Consider the following 15,135-nt stretch of genomic DNA (forward strand, 5'->3'; position numbering starts at 1 on the left):
CGAAGACATGCCCATGAGCCTGAACACTCTTTCCCGTACCCTGCGTCGTCCCGGCAAACAGCACGGTTTCTCCCTCATCGAACTGATGATCGTGGTGATCGTGCTCGGCATCCTGGCCGCGATTGTCGTTCCGTCATACCAGCAGTACATCCGCCAGTCGCACCGGGGCGTGGCCAAGGCGGACCTGGTGGAATACGCGCAGCGTGCTGAGCGCTACTACTCGGTGAACAACACCTACTCGGGTTTCGCGCTGCCCAGCAAGGTGTCGCCGCGCGAGGGCGGGACCACACGGTACGCCATCACGTTCGATGGCAAGGCGTCCTCGTTCACGCTGACTGCGACGCCCCAGGGCAACCAGACCAAGGACAGCTGCGGGACGCTGAGCGTGGACCAGGCCAACCGCAAAACGGCCAGCGGCACGGTTTCCGATTGCTGGTAAATCAGGTGTTGATCTTCCTCTGAACGCCCAGTACAATGCGCCTCCCCGCCCGAATAGCTCAGCCGGTTAGAGCACTTGACTGTTAATCAGGGGGTCGTTGGTTCGAGTCCAACTTCGGGCGCCAGATACTGCAAAAGCCGCGAGAAATCGCGGCTTTTGTCGTTTTGGCCCGTCAGCAGGGAAGGGTGCGGTCGACACGCTCGCTGCGGATGCGGCCGCCGTTGTTGATGACCAACCTGCCATGCAGCCGGTCTCCTGCACAGATGCGCAGCGTCAGATTGGCACCGGGACTGCGCCCGTCAGGCTGGAAGAACAGCAGCGGCCGTCCACCGCTGGCCTGGGCGACGATGGCGATGTCGGTCCGGCCTTGATGGTGGATCAGGATGTCCTGGGCGGATGCTGGTGTCCCCCGGTGCCTGCCGCTGCGATAGATGATCCACCCTGCGCTCCAGTCGCGGGAGCACTGCTCACCGTCGTCGCTGGCGCACAGCCCGATCAGTTCGCGGCGCTTCAGGGCCTCGCTTCTGGCGCTGGAAAGACTGGCATGCAGGGTCAGCTGCAGGGCGTCGGCGCGTTGCCGCAACAGCACCGGGCGCAGGGCCGGCCAGCTCACGGCCAGCAGAACGGAAAGGATGGCGATCACCACCAGCATCTCGACCAGATGCATGCCGCGTGATGCTGAACGACAGTGGGCGGGAGTGCGATGCATGGCATCAAGCCTCGCGCCGCAGGGGGGCGGCCGCCATCAGGCACTGCCGCGCCCGCCTGCCCGGAAAGCCCTCAGCCGGCCGTCACCCCTTGCCCCGTATACTTGTCCTTCCCGGGAACTGGCAACACCATGAGCGACCGTTTCGAACTCGTCTCGCCGTATTCGCCGGCAGGCGACCAGCCTGATGCCATCGCGAAGCTGACCAGCAACTTCGAGGCGGGCATCGCCAAGCAGACCCTGCTGGGCGTCACCGGCTCGGGCAAGACCTACACCATCGCCAACGTCATCCAGAACGTGCAGAAACCGACGCTGATCATGGCGCCGAACAAGACGCTGGCGGCGCAGCTGTATGGTGAGTTCAAGGCGTTCTTCCCGCACAACGCGGTCGAGTATTTCGTCAGCTACTACGACTACTACCAGCCGGAGGCCTACGTGCCTTCGTCGGACACCTTCATCGAGAAGGACAGTTCGATCAACGAGCACATCGAGCAGATGCGGCTGGCCGCGACCAAGACCCTGCTGTCGCGCCCGGATGCGATCGTGGTGGCCACGGTGTCGGCGATCTATGGCCTGGGTGCGCCGGAGGACTACCTGTCGCTGCGCCTGATCCTGTCCAAGGGCGAGCGCATCGACCAGCGCGACCTGATCAATCACCTGACCCAGCTGCAGTACACGCGCAACGAGTACGAGCTGCAGCGCGGCACGTTCCGCGTGCGTGGCGAAGTGATCGACGTGTTCCCGGCCGAGTCGGACAGCGAAGCGCTGCGCATCGAGCTGTTCGACGGCGAGGTCGAGAAGATCACCCTGTTCGACCCGCTCACCGGTGAGACGATGCGCAACATGCAGCGTTTCACCGTCTACCCCAAGACCCACTACGCCACTACCCGCGAACGCGTGCTGGCCGCGGTGGAAACGATCAAGGTGGAGTTGAAGGAGCGGCTTGAGCAGCTGTACGCGGAAAACAAGCTGGTGGAGGCGCAGCGCCTGGCACAGCGCACGCAGTTCGACATCGAGATGATGGCCGAGGTCGGGTTCTGCAACGGTATCGAGAACTACTCGCGGCACCTGACCGGCAAGAACGCCGGCGAGCCGCCACCGACGCTGTTCGACTACCTGCCGCCGGACGCGCTGCTGGTCATCGACGAATCGCACGTGACCATTCCGCAGATCGGCGCCATGTTCAAGGGCGATCGCTCGCGCAAGGAGACCCTGGTCGAGTTCGGATTCCGCCTGCCGTCGGCACTGGACAACCGACCGCTGCGTTTCGAGGAATGGGAGGCGCGTTGCCCGCGCGCGATCTACGTGTCCGCCACGCCGGGCCCGTATGAGTACCGCGAGGCCGGCGACGAGATCACCGAGCTGGTGGTGCGCCCGACAGGCCTGATCGATCCGGTGGTGGAGATCCGCCCGGTGGGCACCCAGGTCGACGACCTGATGAGCGAGGCCAACGCGCGCATCAAGGCCGGTGACCGAGTGCTGGTCACCACGCTGACCAAGCGCATGGCCGAGAACCTCACCGAATACCTGACCGAACACGGTATCCGCGTGCGTTACCTGCACTCGGACGTGGATACGGTCGAGCGCGTGGAGATCATCCGCGACCTGCGCCTGGGCAAGTTCGATGTGCTGGTGGGCATCAACCTGCTGCGTGAAGGCCTGGACATGCCCGAGGTGTCGCTGGTGGCGATCCTCGACGCCGACAAGGAAGGCTTCCTGCGCTCCACCGGTTCGCTGATCCAGACCATCGGCCGCGCCGCCCGCAATGTGCGCGGCAAGGCGATCCTGTATGCGGACAAGGTGACCCGCTCGATGCAGGCAGCGATCGACGAGACCGACCGCCGCCGCGCCAAGCAGGTCGAGTACAACGAAGAACATGGCATCGTGCCGCGCTCGGTCGCGCGCCCGATCGTCGACGTCCTCGAAGGTGCGCGTTCGGATGCGGCGGAGAAGGAAGCCAAGAAGGGCAAGGGCAAGGGCAGGGCGGGTGTTGCCGAGGACGGAGCCGATTACCGTTCGCTCGGTCCGGCCCAGCTGGCGGCGCGTCTCAAGGCGCTGGAACAGCAGATGTACCAGCACGCCAAGGACCTGGAATTCGAGGATGCCGCACGGGTGCGTGACCAGATCCGGCAGCTGAAGGAAGCGAGTCTGGGCTGAACGCGGCGGTGCAGCATCTTCTTCACAAAAGTGTTGCGCTTCACGGCCGGCATCCGTAATATACGCGGCCTGCACCGACGCAATCGCGGACGTTCAGAAGCAAAAACGGGCGGTTAGCTCAGCGGTAGAGCACTACCTTGACATGGTAGGGGTCACAGGTTCGAACCCTGTACCGCCCACCACGAAGTCTCCGGAAGGAGGCTGTCGTGAACTGAAGAGCCCGGCCCTGGCGCCGGGTTTTTACGTAGCAAGGCCAGCTTTCGGGCGGCAGGAACAAGATGGGCGGTTAGCTCAGCGGTAGAGCACTACCTTGACATGGTAGGGGTCACAGGTTCGAACCCTGTACCGCCCACCACCTGGCTCCCGGCATTGCCGGTGCAGCGGTGGATCACGATGAAAGCCGGCCCTGGGCCGGCTTTTTCGTTTACGACGGTTGCCGGTGTCGAGCGTCAGCGCTGGGCAACCCATTCGTCGATGCTGATCATGCGCTGCAGCCGCCAGTGCCCGTCCACGCGTTCCCAGACCTGCGCGAAGCGCGCCGAGCCGGCTTGCCGCTGCGGGGCGTCGGCCTGCAGCGGCTGATTGCCTACGCGCAATACGCGATCCTGGCGTAGCCGGTACAACTGCAGGGCCGTCGGCTCCGGTGTCTGGTCATGTGCCGGGGGCACGCCCGCATGCCCGGCGTCGGCCTGCAGGATCTGGCTGCGCAGGGAGGCATCCCCGGCGTCGGCATCGCGGCCGAACAGGCCAGCGCACAACAGCAGCAGGGCAAGCATCGGCATGGCACGGTGCTCCGGACAAGGGAGTCCAGCGTGGCACTGCCCCCTGCGCTGTGAAACCGGTATGCGACGAAAGCCGGAAAAGCGCCCGCCAAGTCGCTGCGGGAAGGATGAATCCGGGCCAGGAAGTGCCGGGCCGCGCTTCAAGGCGGCCCGGCGTGGTGGGCCACTGCGGCGTGGCCCGGTCATGGCCGCGGCGCTGGCTCAGCTCCGCGGCGGGTGTGGCAGGTCAGCGATGCCGACCCCATGCACGGATCCGGTTACAACGGATCGCAGCACAGCAGCTGGCCGTGCTTGCCTGCGTTGCCGAACGGGCACTGCGGGTGTGGTTCGCAGCCCGGTGCATATCCGGTCTTGGGCGAGACGGCGAAGGCCTGGCTGGCGCCGAAGGCCATGGCCGCGACAACGACGATACCGGCGACGGACGAAAGCACTTTCTTTCCGATCATGTGTATCTCCTTGGTTGGCGTTGTGGAGTTGCAGTTGCCGAAGGCACGGGAGTGCCGGTTGTGGCGCGAATGCGGTAACAGGGGGCCGCGACGCAATGCGCGGCACGCGGGATCAGGGCAGCGCCGGCTTCGGTGCGAGCGACGCGACGGCAGCCTGCACGACCTGGGCGTCGAGCTGGCCGACATGCTTGTAGGCAACGCGGCCATCGGCAGCCAGTACCATCAGCATCGGCGTGACGGTGGCGCGATAGCGCGTGGACGCGGCGGCTTCGTTGTCGATGACGATCGGGAAGCGCAGTGCATGTTTGCCGGCGTAGTCCGCCAGCTGGTCGTATGGCGGCATGCCGACACCGACCAGTTCGCTGTTGCCGCGGGCCGCAGCGATCTGTTGCAGCTGCGGTACCGAGGCCAGGCAGTAGCGGCATGCGGTGGAGAAGAAATAGAGGATCTGCGGAACCTCGCGGGCACCGCCGATATCGACGAAGGTCTGCTGCGTGGTGCGCAGCGCCAGCGCATCCGGGCGACTACCCAGTTCGAGGCCATGTGCTGCAAGACGCATGTCCTGCAGCTGCGTGGCCATCTGCTCATTGATCTGCCGCAGCTGGCGGTTCTGCCATCCGAGCGCGATGACCAGCACGGACAGCAGCAGGGCGACAACGGGGAACAGGACGCGCTTGAGCATCGATCATCCTTGAACACAGCGTTGGGTCGAACATACCCGAACTGGCGCGCAGGTTGTTAAGCGGATGTTCCCGGCACATCCTCCGACGGAGCGCATGTACTAGAGTTGTGCCCGCGCAGGCATGCGTGCATGCCCTCCACCCATCCCCAGGATCTTTCAACGATGAGCGATCATGTGCCGGTTTCCAGGCCCAATCCGTTCTTTGAACTGCTGTTCGGCGGCAACATGCTGGAAGGTACGTTCAAGGCAGTGATCTGGGTCGCCCTGTTGTCCGCTGTGCTGGCCTGGACCACGTTCCGCTGAGCGGGGGCGCGGCACTGCCGCCGCGTTGCGGCAGGCCGGTGCTCAGGCGCTGAAGGCCTGGCGCAGGCTGCGCAGGGTGGCCTGCCGGTGCTCTTTCGCGCTGGCCTCGCCCATTTCCAGTTCCTGCAGGCGCAGCCCGACCAGGGTCATCGAAAGCGCGTATCCCCGGGCCGCGTCGGCAACGCGCGACTGGCCGAGCGCGCGACGTGCAAGCGCGCTTACGTGCTCAAGGTCGGGCATCAGGCCAAGGTAGACGCGTTCGGCGCTGTCCAGATCGGGGGCTCGCAGGATCGCGTGTGCTTCGGAGGTGGGGGAGACGGAGGCCATGGGGAGTCCTTGTCCGTAGCGGGTGCTCGTTCAGAACGAGCGCATCAGGGAAATGAAGGCCGATGACTGAGTGCCGCGTCGTGCCATCGGGCTGTCCTTTACTGCATCGCCGAACCACTGGTTGGCGACCACGCCGGTCGCGCGCCACTTCGTGCCCAGGGGCGTGCTGACCGCGATCTGCAGGCTCGGTGATGTCGCGCTGCCCGGGTTGTAGACGGCAAGTCCCGAGCGCAGCGCTTCCTCATCGCTGATGCCGTAGTAGTAGTCGAGCAGGCGCGCACTGGAGTGCACCACGCCGACCTTGGGCACCCAGGTGAAGCGACCAGCCTGGATCGGATAGCTGTAGTGCAGGCGCGACTCCATGCCACCTCCGTGCCCGGTGACCTCGCGCATCACGCTGGCCTCGACGATGCCCCAGTCGGCGCTGTATTCACTATTGATGCCGGCCATGGCGGACATCTGCCGGCTGTGCAGCCGGCGCAGCTGCGGATCGTTCACGTCGTCGGTCTTGAAGCGCAGCGTGTAGGGCGTGACCGCCGCCGACAGGCGCAGGCCCTCGCGCTTGTACAGGTACATGCCCAGCGAGCCCGGGCTGGCGAAGAAGCGCTGGCCCTGCCAGGCAATGGACGGGACCACCAGTGGCTTGACGTCGTAGTGCGCATACGCGCCCGAGGTCGCGCCAGCACTGATGCCGGCCTGTACGCCCGGGTTGCTGTCGGCGGCCTGCGCGAACACCGGCAGGCCAAAGGCAGCGGAGAACAGCAGCGGGCGCAGCAGGGTCGAGGGCAGTGGCGGCATCGGTCAACGACGTTGCGGAGGATGGCTGCGCATGATGGGGGAGCAACATTGTCAGAACATTGCGTCGGCGCATCCGCCAGGCCGAAGCGGAAAAAGTGGGCGCCAGGCACTATGATCGGCACCGTTTCCGGTAGCCGAGCCCCCGATGCGCATCCTCCTGGTCGAAGACGATCCTGACCTGTCCCGTGCCCTGCAATCGGGGCTGGAGCGGCAGGGCGTGGTCGCCGATGTGGTTGGTTGCCTGGCCGAAGCGGCCGTCGCGCTGCGCGAACCGGTGCACCAGTTGATGCTGCTCGACCGCCAGTTGCCTGATGGCGATGGCGCTGGCTTCGTTGCCGTTGCGCGGGCCCTGCGTCCGAACCTGGCGGTGATCATGCTGACGGCCAAGGGCACGCTGTCGGACAAGGTCGAGGGCCTGGATGTCGGCGCCGATGACTATCTGGTCAAGCCGGTGGCGATCGAGGAACTGATGGCGCGCATCCGTGCGGTCTCGCGACGGCCCTCGGCAATGGTGACACCACGCTTGCGACTGGGCCGGCTGGAGTTCGATTTCGAATCGCTGCAGGCGCAGGTCGATGGCCAGCTGCTGGCGCTGCCCCGGCGCCAGGTGCTGGTGCTGCAGGCGCTGGCGATGCGGCAGGGGCGCACCGTCACCCGCAGTGCACTGGAGGCGGCGGTGTACGGCTTCGATGACGAGATCCAGTCCAATGCACTGGACGCGCACATCTCCAAGCTGCGCAAGGCGCTGCAACAGGCCGGGGCCGGCGTGGAGATCCATGTGATCCGCGGCGTCGGCTACCTGCTGGCGGAGGCCTGAGATGGCACGCCCGATCCGTTCCATCACCCTGGGCCTGGCCTGGCGCCTGTTCCTTGCGCAGGCGTTCACCGTGCTGTTCGCGGTGGTCGCGCTGATCCTGACCTGGGGTGACAAGGACTCCTGGGGCATGGACATGTTCACGGCCGAGGCGGTGGCCAAAGCCGTGCACAGCGAAGGCGGCCGGCTGGAACTGGACCAGGCGCGCTGGGACAAGCTCAATGCCGGGGCCGGCGGCAACCTCTGGTTCGCGGCGGTTGATGACAGGGGCACGTGGCTGGAGCGCGGCACGATTCCTGCGGTCCACGCGCCATTGCTGGCACGCTTGCCGACAGTGGGCGCCACCGAACTGGGTTCACTGGTGCCACCCTATCTGGACGTGGCGCGGGTGATGATCCGCAACGAGGATGGACGCCGCATCACGGTGATGGTCGGTGGTGCTCCAAAGGGTGGGTTGCTGGATGGCGCGCTGATGGTGCTGCGCCTGATCGGCCTGTGGTTCTTCCTGCCGTTGATCGTGGTCACGCTGCTGGTGATGCCGACGGTGATCCATCGCGCGATGCGCGGCGTGCGCCGCTCCGCGCAGCAGGCCAAGGAACTGGACATCGGCCAGCCGGGCGCGCGCCTGGATGCGCAGCTGGTGTCCACCGAGGTCGCACCACTGGTGGAAGCGTTCAACGATGCGATCGACAAGGTGCAGCAGGGCTATGCAGCGCGCGACAAGTTCCTCGCCGATGCCGCGCATGAACTGCGCGTACCGATCGCGGTGGTGCAGGCGCGCCTGTCGCAGCTGCCGCAGGGTGAACTGAAATCGCAGTTGCTGACCGACGTCGCCCGCCTCGGCAACGTGGCTGAGCACCTGCTCGACCTGCAGCGTCTCGATCGCAATGTCGGCGCGCTGCAGCGGCTGGACCTGGCGTTGCTGGTGCGCGAGGCGGCCGCCGATCTGGCGCCGCTGGTGGTCGGCGCCGGTTATGGCTTCGAGGTGGATGCGCCGGAGTCGCCCGTGTGGATCCATGGCGACAGCCTGGCGCTGGGGCGGGTGATCGCCAACCTGGTGCACAACGCCATCGTCCATGGCGGCGGGCGCGGCACGATCTGCGTGCGCCTCGATGCACGCGGCCTGCTGGAGGTCAGCGACCAGGGCGCCGGCATTCCGGTCGGCGACCGCGAAGCGATCTTCGAGCCCTTCCACCGCCTGCGTGCAGCCGGCAGCGGCAGTGGCCTGGGCCTGCACCTGGTGAAGGAAATCGTGCAGCACCACGGTGGCTCGGTCAGCGTTGGCGAAGCGGCTGGCGGCGGCGCCAGCTTCAGAGTCAATTTCCACCGCGGTACCGTACGGCGCTGACAGGCGCACGGGGAAAGGCCCGATAGGCAGCCTGCGGCCTCCAGCGGCAGGCTGGGGAAATGGTTCCCGATCGATCCGCCCCGGCCCTGTTTGGCTTTGGCTGCGCTGCAGGCCTGGTGCTGGGGGCGCTGGCCTGCGTGCAGATGCCGATGTTGCTGCCGCTGTGGCTGAGTGTGCCGATGGCGATCGCCGGCGCCGGCGGCTGGCTGTTGCCCTGGCGCGGCCGTGCCTGGGCCGCGGCCCTGCTCGGCCTGGCCTGGGCAACGGTGCACGGGCACTGGGTTTTGCATGGCCAGCTGCCACCCGGCGCGCCACCGCAGGATGTGCAGGTGCGGGGCCGGGTTGCCGACCTTCCCCAGCAGGGGCCCGGCTACACGCGTTTCGTACTGCATGTCGAAGATGCCGGCGCGCTGCCATCGCTGCGTGGCAAGCGCCTGCAGGTGACCTGGAGCGACCCGTGGCGCGGATCGCCAGCGCACGAGGCGGAGGGCGGGCGCCATGCGGTTCGCGCAGGATCGCATTGGCAGTTGTCGTTGCGCGTGCGCGCGCCACGCTCGCGGATCAATCCCGGCGGCTTCGATGGCGAGCGCCACGCCGTGCTGCGGGGCATCTCCGGCAATGCCTCGGTGCGTGATCCGGCCCGTGCGCGGGAGTGGCTGCCGGCGCAGGGCCTGCAGGCCTGGCGGGAACGCAGCAGTGCGGCGATCGCCGTGCAGGTGGCACATCCTGCCGCGCGGTTCGTGCAGGCGCTGGCACTGGGCGATACCCGTGGCCTGTCCGATGCCGACTGGGAACACCTGCGCGCGCTGGGCCTGACCCATCTGGTCGCCATCTCCGGTTTCCACGTGGGCGTGGTGGCTGGCTTCGGTGTACTGCTGTGCCGCTTGTGGTGGTGGCTGTGCCCGCTGCTGGGACGGTACTGGCCACGGCCGCAGGCCGCCGCATGGGGAGCGGCGCTGGCCGCAGCCACCTATGCCGTGGCGGCGGGTGGTGCGCTGCCGACGGTGCGCGCGGCGCTGATGATCGGGCTGGTTGCACTGGCCAGGGCCGGGCGTCGCCCGGTGGGCGCAGGGCAGGGGCTGGCGTTGGCTGCGATGGTGATGCTGTTGCCTGCGCCGCTGTCGGTGCTCTCGGCTGGATTCTGGCTGAGCTTCGGTGGCGTGCTGTGGCTGCTCTGGTGCCTGCCGAGGACGGGGCCGGAGGGAATCGGTGGCGGGCTGCGCGGGTTCCTTGCCGCGCAGGGTGTTGCCAGCCTTGGGCTGCTGCCGCTGTGCATCGCCTTGTTCGGCGGGACCGCGCGGCTGGGGCCGCTGGTCAACCTGCCGGTCATCCCGTGGTGGACAATGCTGGTTGTTCCGCTGTCGCTGCTCGGTACCGGCCTGCACGTGCTGCATGACGGCGCGGGGCGTTGGGCCTGGCGTGCCGCGGCCTGGCTGTTCGAGCTCAGCTGGGAGGCCCTGCAGCCGTTGGCACTGCATCCGCAGGCGATGTGGTGGCTGGCCGATGCGCCGCGCTGGGCGCTACCCGTGGCCTTGCTGGGCGTGTTCTGGTGGCTGCTGCCGCGCGGCGCCGGCGGTGGCCTGGCGGGCCTGCTGCTGTGCCTGCCGCTGCTGTGGCCCGCCCGGCATGCACCGGCCGAAGGAGAACTGGAGCTGCTGGTGCATGACGTAGGGCAGGGCACTGCGGTGCTGGTGCGTACGGCGCGGCACGCGCTCTGGTACGACGTGGGGCCGCCGACCGGCGGCGAGGGCAACGAACGCATCCTGGTCCCGGCCCTGCGCGCGCTCGGCCAGGGGCCGCCCCGGCAGGTGATGCTCAGCCATGACCATCTTGATCACACCGGCAGCCTGTCCAGCCTGCGACGGCAGCTGCCCGGACTGCAGCTGCTGGCGCCACCGGGCAGCACCATCGCTGGCGCCACGCCCTGCCAGCAGGGGCTGCGCTGGCAGTGGGACGGGGTAGATTTCCAGGTCCTGCACCCGGCGCCGGGCAGCCGTCAGGCCGAGAATGAAGACAGCTGCGTGCTGCGCATCGCCAGCCGCCACGGCGTGGTCCTGCTGCCGGGTGACATCGGCCGGCCGGCCGAGCGGACGCTGCTGGAGGCGTCTCCGGCAGCGCTGAAGGCGGATGTGGTGCTGGTGCCGCACCATGGCAGCGGCGGCAGCTCCAGCGCGCCGTGGGTCGAGGCTGTGGCGCCACGGCTGGCGGTGGTCTCGGCCGGGCACCGCAACCGCTTCGGGCACCCTCGCCAGGACGTGGTCCAGCGCTGGCAGGCGCAAGGGGCCGAGGTACTGGCCACGGCCGATTCCGGGGCGATCCGCATATGGCTTGGCGCACAAGGGCTGCAGCTGCGTGAACAGCGCATCCACGCATTCCGCTGGTGGGATGCCGCTGGGCGGGCGCGGTCGGCTGCTATCCTATCGCCGATCGAACAAGCGGCCGTTGGGCCGGAGGGTTGAAACGTGTGGGAACTGGTCAAGGCCGGTGGCTGGCCGATGGTGCCGCTGCTGCTGTTGGGCGTACTGGCTTTGGCGATCATCCTGGAGCGTTTCTGGTCCCTGCGGCGTACTGAAGTGCTGCCGCCCGGCCTCGGCCAGGAAGTGCGCAACTGGGCGGCACGCGGCAAGCTTGACCCGGCCCACCTGCAGACCCTGCGGGCGAACTCGCCGCTGGGCGCGCTGCTGGCTGCCGCACTGGAAGCCCGCAACCGCCCGCGCGACCAGATCCGCGAGCGCATCGAAGACACCGGCCGCCACCTGGTGCACCGCATGGAGCGATTCCTGAACGCACTGGGCACCATTGCCTCGGCGGGCCCGCTGCTGGGCCTGCTCGGCACGGTGATCGGCATGATCCAGATGTTCCTGGGCATCCTCGACCACGGCGTGGGCGACGTGAACCAGCTGGCCGGCGGCATCGGCAAGGCGCTGGTGTGCACCGCCACCGGCATGATCGTGGCGATCCCGGCGCTGATGTTCCATCGCTACTTCAAGGGCCGCATCCACGGCTACGTGGTGGAGATGGAGCAGGAAGCCAGCGCCCTGCTGGATACGCTCGACGGCCGCCCCGCGGTGATGAACCCGGCCCCGGCCGCGCGCCAGTCCGGCGCCGCCACGGCGAAGGCCTGATCGATGCGTATCGGCAACGACCGATCCCAGGATGAGCCGCATATCGACCTGGTGCCGCTGATCGACGTCATCCTGGTGCTGATCATCTTCTTCGTGGTCACCACCACCTTCGACGCGCGTTCGACGCTGCAGGTGCAGTTGCCGACCGCCAGCCAGCAGCAGACCAACGAGCCACCGCGCTCGCTCAGCGTGCTGATCAACGCCGAAGGCCGTTACTTCATCAACGACCAGGAAGTGCTGCGCAGCGACGTGGAGTCGGTCAAGCAGACCATCGCCGCCGTGGCCGGCAGCGATCGCGAGCAGACCGTGCTGCTGCGTGCCGACGCACGCACTCCCTACCAGGCCGTGGTGACCGCGCAGGACGCGCTGGGTCAGCTCGGCTTCCGCCGTATTGCCATTGCAACAGCACCCGAGGTGCGTCCATGAGTTCCAAACACGCGCCGGTGTGGCCGATCTACAAACGTCTGCTGGGATACACCCGTGCCTACTGGGGCATGATGGTCGCCGCCGTCATTGCCATGGCGGTGGAGTCGGTGGCCGGCTACCACTTCACCAAGCTGATGGAGCCGCTCGTCAACCGCGGTTTCGTCAACCCGGAACCGCGCATGGCGGTGATCCTGCCGCTGACCATCCTCGGCCTGTTCCTGATGCGCAGCGCTGCCACCTGGGTGAGCGACTACGCGCTGGCCAAGACCGGCCGCAGCGTGGTGCGCGACCTGCGTGAGCAGGTGCTGGCCAAGTACCTGCACCTGCCGTCCTCGCATTTTGATACCGAATCGACGCCGGTGATGGTCAGCCGCCTCAACTTCGATACCGAGCAGGTCACCCAGGCCAGTGCCGATGCGCTCAAGACCGTGGTTGCCGACACCCTGACCATCATCGCCATGCTGGCGGTGATGCTGCAGATGAGTGTCAAGGTGACCGTGGCGATGCTGGTGGTGGTGCCGATGATCGGCGTGATCGTGTCCTATGTTGGCAAGCGCTACCGCCGTATCAGCCGCGGCATCCAGGACGGCATGGGCACGATGGCGCAGACCGCCGAACAGTCGCTGGCGGCCCAGCAGGAAGTGAAGGTGCACGGCACCCAGCAACACGAAATGTCGCGCTATTCGCGCCTGGCCAACCGCATGCTGGCGCTGAACATGAAGGTGGAAATCACCCGTGCCGGTGCATCCAGCGTGGTCCAGTTCCTGGCCGCGCTGGCGCTGGCGGTGATCGTCTGGGTATCGACCCGTGAAGCACTGGCAGGCCGCCTCAATGCCGGCCAGTTCATGGGCCTGATGATCTCCATGACAGCGATCATCCCGTCGCTGCGCCGCCTGACCAGCGTGCAGTCCTCGATCTCCCGCGGTGTGTCCGCCGCCGAACGCCTGTTCGGCATCCTCGACATGCAGGTCGAGCGTGACGAGGGCCGCAACAACGTGCAGCGCGTGCGCGGCGAGCTGGCCTTCGACCACGTCATGCTGCGCTACCGCGAGGACAGCGGCATTGCCTTGGACGACATCAGTTTCGTGGCGAAGCCGGGTACGGTCACCGCCATCGTGGGTCGTTCCGGCAGTGGCAAGACCAGCCTGATCCGGCTGGTGCCGCGCTTCTATGAGCCCAGCGGTGGTGTGATCACCCTCGATGGCGTCGCGCTGGATGACTATCCGTTGGCCGACCTGCGTCGGCAGGTGGCGATGGTCGGGCAGAAGGTCATGCTGTTCGATGACACCATCGCGGCCAACATCGCCTATGGCATGGAAGCGAGCGAGGAGCAGATCCGTGCGGCGGCCGAAGCGGCCAATGCGTGGGAGTTCATCGCGCGCATGCCGCAGCAGCTGCAGACCCCGGTCGGCGAGAACGGCGCGCTGCTGTCCGGCGGCCAGCGCCAGCGCCTGGCGATCGCCCGCGCGATCCTGCGTGACGCGCCGATCCTGATCCTCGACGAAGCCACTGCCGCGCTGGACAACGAATCCGAGCGACTGGTGCAGGATGCGCTGCAGCGCCTGATGCCCGAACGCACCACGCTGGTCATCGCGCACCGCCTGTCGACCATCGAGCATGCCGATCAGGTGCTGGTGATGGACCACGGCCGCATCGTTGAACGGGGTACCCACAAGGAGCTGCTTGCCATGGGTGGCCTGTACCAGCATCTGCACAGCATGCAGTTCCGCGAAAGGCAGGACTGATGGCTGGCAAGGGTACCCAGACCCCGCCGTACTGGTACGACGGCAGCCCGGTTCCGTGGGCGATGCGCCTGCTGGCGCCGCTGTATGCCGGCGTCACCGCGCTGCGCCGCCGTGCCTACCGGCGTGGATGGCGCAAGCGCTACGCGCTGCCGGTGCCGGTCATCGTGGTTGGCAACATCACCGCCGGCGGCACCGGCAAGACGCCGCTGACCATCGCCCTGGTCGAGCGCCTGCGTGCGGCCGGCTGGAAGCCGGGCGTCGCCAGCCGTGGCTATGGCCGTGAAGACGCTGACAAGCCGCTGTGGGTGCAGGCCGACACGCCGACCGCCAAGGGCGGTGACGAACCGGTGCTGATCGCCTGGAAGACCGGCGTGCCGGTGCGCGTGGACGCTGACCGCGTGGCCGCAGGCAGGGCACTGATCCAGGCCGGCTGCGATGTGATCGTCTGCGATGACGGCCTGCAGCATTACCGGCTGGCGCGCGACATCGAGATCGAAGTGGTCGATGCCCAGCGGCGCTACGGCAACGGCCGGATGATTCCCGCCGGACCGCTGCGCGAGCCGGTCAGCCGTGCCGGCGAATGCGATTTCCGCGTGGTCAACCTGGGCCAGGCCGATGAGGAAAGCGCGGCACAGGCCTGCGGTTTCGGCCAGTGGCCGATGGCCCTGCACATCGACAGTGCGCAGCCGCTGGCCGGTGGCCGCGCGCGCCCGTTGTCGTACTTCAAGGGCCAGCGTGTTCATGCGGTGGCCGGCATCGCCCATCCGCAGCGCTTCTTCGACATGCTGCGCGCGCGTGGCATCGGCGTGGTGCCGCACGCCTTTGCCGACCACCAGGCCTACCAGCCGCAGGACCTGTCCTTCGGCAGCCAGCTGCCGGTGCTGATGACCGAGAAGGATGCGGTGAAATGCCGCGCGTTCGGCAACGATTGGCATTACGCGGTGCCGTTGCGTGCCGAGCTGCCTGCCGCGTTCTGGGTGGCGCTGACCGACCGCCTGGACAAGCTGCGACCGAACTGAGCGGCGCGGCGGCGCTTG

General features: G+C 67.4%; 16 protein-coding genes and 3 tRNA genes. 13 read left to right on the forward strand and 6 right to left on the reverse strand.

The genetic code is table 11. The features are described 5' to 3' along the window. The first annotated feature begins 13 nt into the window (after nt 1–13). Both AC5P6X_RS00940 and AC5P6X_RS00945 read left to right on the forward strand, forming a co-directional pair. Complete coding sequence (locus AC5P6X_RS00940; RefSeq protein WP_005408861.1) at nt 14–439, forward strand: type IV pilin protein; 426 nt, start codon at nt 14–16, stop codon at nt 437–439. Between the two features lie 47 nt (nt 440–486). Further along, nucleotides 487–563: transfer RNA gene (locus tag AC5P6X_RS00945), tRNA-Asn, on the forward strand. Between the two features lie 48 nt (nt 564–611). Here the strand turns inward: AC5P6X_RS00945 and AC5P6X_RS00950 are convergent. Further along, complete coding sequence (locus AC5P6X_RS00950) at nt 612–1,148, reverse strand: GspH/FimT family pseudopilin (protein WP_262091504.1); 537 nt, start codon at nt 1,146–1,148, stop codon at nt 612–614. A gap of 129 nt (nt 1,149–1,277) precedes the next feature. On the opposite strand from AC5P6X_RS00950, the gene uvrB reads away from it, so the two are divergent. From uvrB to AC5P6X_RS00965, 3 genes are all read left to right on the forward strand, one after another. Then, nucleotides 1,278–3,302 (forward strand): excinuclease ABC subunit UvrB, encoded by a 2,025-nt coding sequence (uvrB, locus tag AC5P6X_RS00955; RefSeq protein WP_005408863.1) that lies wholly within the window; start codon nt 1,278–1,280, stop codon nt 3,300–3,302. A 107-nt stretch (nt 3,303–3,409) separates the two neighbouring features. Then, nucleotides 3,410–3,484, forward strand: a tRNA-Val gene (locus tag AC5P6X_RS00960). Between the two features lie 98 nt (nt 3,485–3,582). After that, nucleotides 3,583–3,657 (forward strand) — tRNA-Val (locus AC5P6X_RS00965). A gap of 94 nt (nt 3,658–3,751) precedes the next feature. On the opposite strand, the gene AC5P6X_RS00970 is transcribed toward AC5P6X_RS00965, so the two are convergent. The 3 genes from AC5P6X_RS00970 to AC5P6X_RS00980 form a co-directional block, all read right to left on the reverse strand. Beyond that, a complete protein-coding gene (locus AC5P6X_RS00970; RefSeq protein WP_123958394.1) occupies nt 3,752–4,084 on the reverse strand; it encodes a hypothetical protein in 333 nt (110 codons plus the stop codon). 257 nt (nt 4,085–4,341) lie between these two features. After that, nucleotides 4,342–4,530 (reverse strand): hypothetical protein, encoded by a 189-nt coding sequence (locus AC5P6X_RS00975; RefSeq protein ID WP_005408865.1) that lies wholly within the window; start codon nt 4,528–4,530, stop codon nt 4,342–4,344. Nucleotides 4,531–4,642: 112 nt separating this feature from the next. Further along, nucleotides 4,643–5,212: a TlpA family protein disulfide reductase gene (locus tag AC5P6X_RS00980; protein WP_088436338.1), complete on the reverse strand. Its 570-nt coding sequence runs from the start codon at nt 5,210–5,212 to the stop codon at nt 4,643–4,645. Between the two features lie 162 nt (nt 5,213–5,374). On the opposite strand from AC5P6X_RS00980, the gene AC5P6X_RS00985 reads away from it, so the two are divergent. Next, nucleotides 5,375–5,515, forward strand: coding sequence for a hypothetical protein (locus AC5P6X_RS00985; RefSeq protein WP_005408867.1), 141 nt, complete (start codon nt 5,375–5,377; stop codon nt 5,513–5,515). Between the two features lie 42 nt (nt 5,516–5,557). On the opposite strand, the gene AC5P6X_RS00990 is transcribed toward AC5P6X_RS00985, so the two are convergent. Both AC5P6X_RS00990 and AC5P6X_RS00995 read right to left on the reverse strand, forming a co-directional pair. Beyond that, the gene (locus AC5P6X_RS00990) at nt 5,558–5,842 is read right to left on the reverse strand and encodes a hypothetical protein (protein WP_005408868.1); all 285 of its coding nucleotides are present in this window, start codon (nt 5,840–5,842) and stop codon (nt 5,558–5,560) included. Between the two features lie 30 nt (nt 5,843–5,872). Next, nucleotides 5,873–6,640, reverse strand: a complete 768-nt coding sequence (locus AC5P6X_RS00995) for a MipA/OmpV family protein (RefSeq protein ID WP_088430695.1) — start codon at nt 6,638–6,640, stop codon at nt 5,873–5,875. A 145-nt stretch (nt 6,641–6,785) separates the two neighbouring features. Here AC5P6X_RS00995 and AC5P6X_RS01000 point away from each other — a divergent pair, with 145 nt between their 5' ends. The 7 genes from AC5P6X_RS01000 to lpxK are packed head-to-tail and all read left to right on the forward strand — an operon-like array spanning nt 6,786 to nt 15,117. After that, nucleotides 6,786–7,457, forward strand: a complete 672-nt coding sequence (locus tag AC5P6X_RS01000; RefSeq protein WP_099480980.1) for a response regulator transcription factor — start codon at nt 6,786–6,788, stop codon at nt 7,455–7,457. A gap of 1 nt (nt 7,458) precedes the next feature. Continuing rightward, on the forward strand, nt 7,459–8,802 hold the full coding sequence (locus tag AC5P6X_RS01005; protein WP_005408871.1) for a sensor histidine kinase: 1,344 nt from the start codon (nt 7,459–7,461) through the stop codon (nt 8,800–8,802). 59 nt (nt 8,803–8,861) lie between these two features. Beyond that, nucleotides 8,862–11,261 (forward strand): DNA internalization-related competence protein ComEC/Rec2, encoded by a 2,400-nt coding sequence (locus AC5P6X_RS01010; RefSeq protein WP_329756580.1) that lies wholly within the window; start codon nt 8,862–8,864, stop codon nt 11,259–11,261. Nucleotides 11,262–11,264: 3 nt separating this feature from the next. Further along, nucleotides 11,265–11,927 (forward strand): MotA/TolQ/ExbB proton channel family protein, encoded by a 663-nt coding sequence (locus AC5P6X_RS01015; protein ID WP_495215288.1) that lies wholly within the window; start codon nt 11,265–11,267, stop codon nt 11,925–11,927. A gap of 3 nt (nt 11,928–11,930) precedes the next feature. Continuing rightward, on the forward strand, nt 11,931–12,353 hold the full coding sequence (locus AC5P6X_RS01020) for an ExbD/TolR family protein (RefSeq protein WP_004152323.1): 423 nt from the start codon (nt 11,931–11,933) through the stop codon (nt 12,351–12,353). Next, a complete protein-coding gene (gene msbA, locus AC5P6X_RS01025) occupies nt 12,350–14,098 on the forward strand; it encodes a lipid A export permease/ATP-binding protein MsbA (RefSeq protein WP_108270461.1) in 1,749 nt (582 codons plus the stop codon). Before AC5P6X_RS01020 ends, msbA begins: the two co-directional genes overlap by 4 nt. Continuing rightward, a complete protein-coding gene (gene lpxK / locus AC5P6X_RS01030) occupies nt 14,098–15,117 on the forward strand; it encodes a tetraacyldisaccharide 4'-kinase (protein WP_005408875.1) in 1,020 nt (339 codons plus the stop codon). The genes msbA and lpxK overlap by 1 nt, the downstream gene beginning before the upstream one ends. Nucleotides 15,118–15,135: the final 18 nt, after the last annotated feature.

The organism is Stenotrophomonas sp. YJH_SMC_40 (assembly GCF_059368615.1).

Excerpts from the sequence above, each read along its gene's own strand:
- AC5P6X_RS00950 (WP_262091504.1), bottom strand. The coding sequence starts at position 1,148 with ATGCATCGCACTCCCGCCCACTGTCGTTCAGCATCACGCGGCATGCAT.
- AC5P6X_RS01010 (WP_329756580.1), top strand. The coding sequence starts at position 8,862 with ATGGTTCCCGATCGATCCGCCCCGGCCCTGTTTGGCTTTGGCTGCGCT.
- AC5P6X_RS00980 (WP_088436338.1), bottom strand. The coding sequence starts at position 5,212 with ATGCTCAAGCGCGTCCTGTTCCCCGTTGTCGCCCTGCTGCTGTCCGTG.
- AC5P6X_RS00995 (WP_088430695.1), bottom strand. The coding sequence starts at position 6,640 with ATGCCGCCACTGCCCTCGACCCTGCTGCGCCCGCTGCTGTTCTCCGCT.
- AC5P6X_RS00970 (WP_123958394.1), bottom strand. The coding sequence starts at position 4,084 with ATGCCGATGCTTGCCCTGCTGCTGTTGTGCGCTGGCCTGTTCGGCCGC.
- AC5P6X_RS00990 (WP_005408868.1), bottom strand. The coding sequence starts at position 5,842 with ATGGCCTCCGTCTCCCCCACCTCCGAAGCACACGCGATCCTGCGAGCC.
- msbA (WP_108270461.1), top strand. The coding sequence starts at position 12,350 with ATGAGTTCCAAACACGCGCCGGTGTGGCCGATCTACAAACGTCTGCTG.
- uvrB (WP_005408863.1), top strand. The coding sequence starts at position 1,278 with ATGAGCGACCGTTTCGAACTCGTCTCGCCGTATTCGCCGGCAGGCGAC.
- AC5P6X_RS01000 (WP_099480980.1), top strand. The coding sequence starts at position 6,786 with ATGCGCATCCTCCTGGTCGAAGACGATCCTGACCTGTCCCGTGCCCTG.
- AC5P6X_RS01005 (WP_005408871.1), top strand. The coding sequence starts at position 7,459 with ATGGCACGCCCGATCCGTTCCATCACCCTGGGCCTGGCCTGGCGCCTG.
- AC5P6X_RS00985 (WP_005408867.1), top strand. The coding sequence starts at position 5,375 with ATGAGCGATCATGTGCCGGTTTCCAGGCCCAATCCGTTCTTTGAACTG.
- AC5P6X_RS00940 (WP_005408861.1), top strand. The coding sequence starts at position 14 with ATGAGCCTGAACACTCTTTCCCGTACCCTGCGTCGTCCCGGCAAACAG.
- lpxK (WP_005408875.1), top strand. The coding sequence starts at position 14,098 with ATGGCTGGCAAGGGTACCCAGACCCCGCCGTACTGGTACGACGGCAGC.
- AC5P6X_RS01020 (WP_004152323.1), top strand. The coding sequence starts at position 11,931 with ATGCGTATCGGCAACGACCGATCCCAGGATGAGCCGCATATCGACCTG.
- AC5P6X_RS00975 (WP_005408865.1), bottom strand. The coding sequence starts at position 4,530 with ATGATCGGAAAGAAAGTGCTTTCGTCCGTCGCCGGTATCGTCGTTGTC.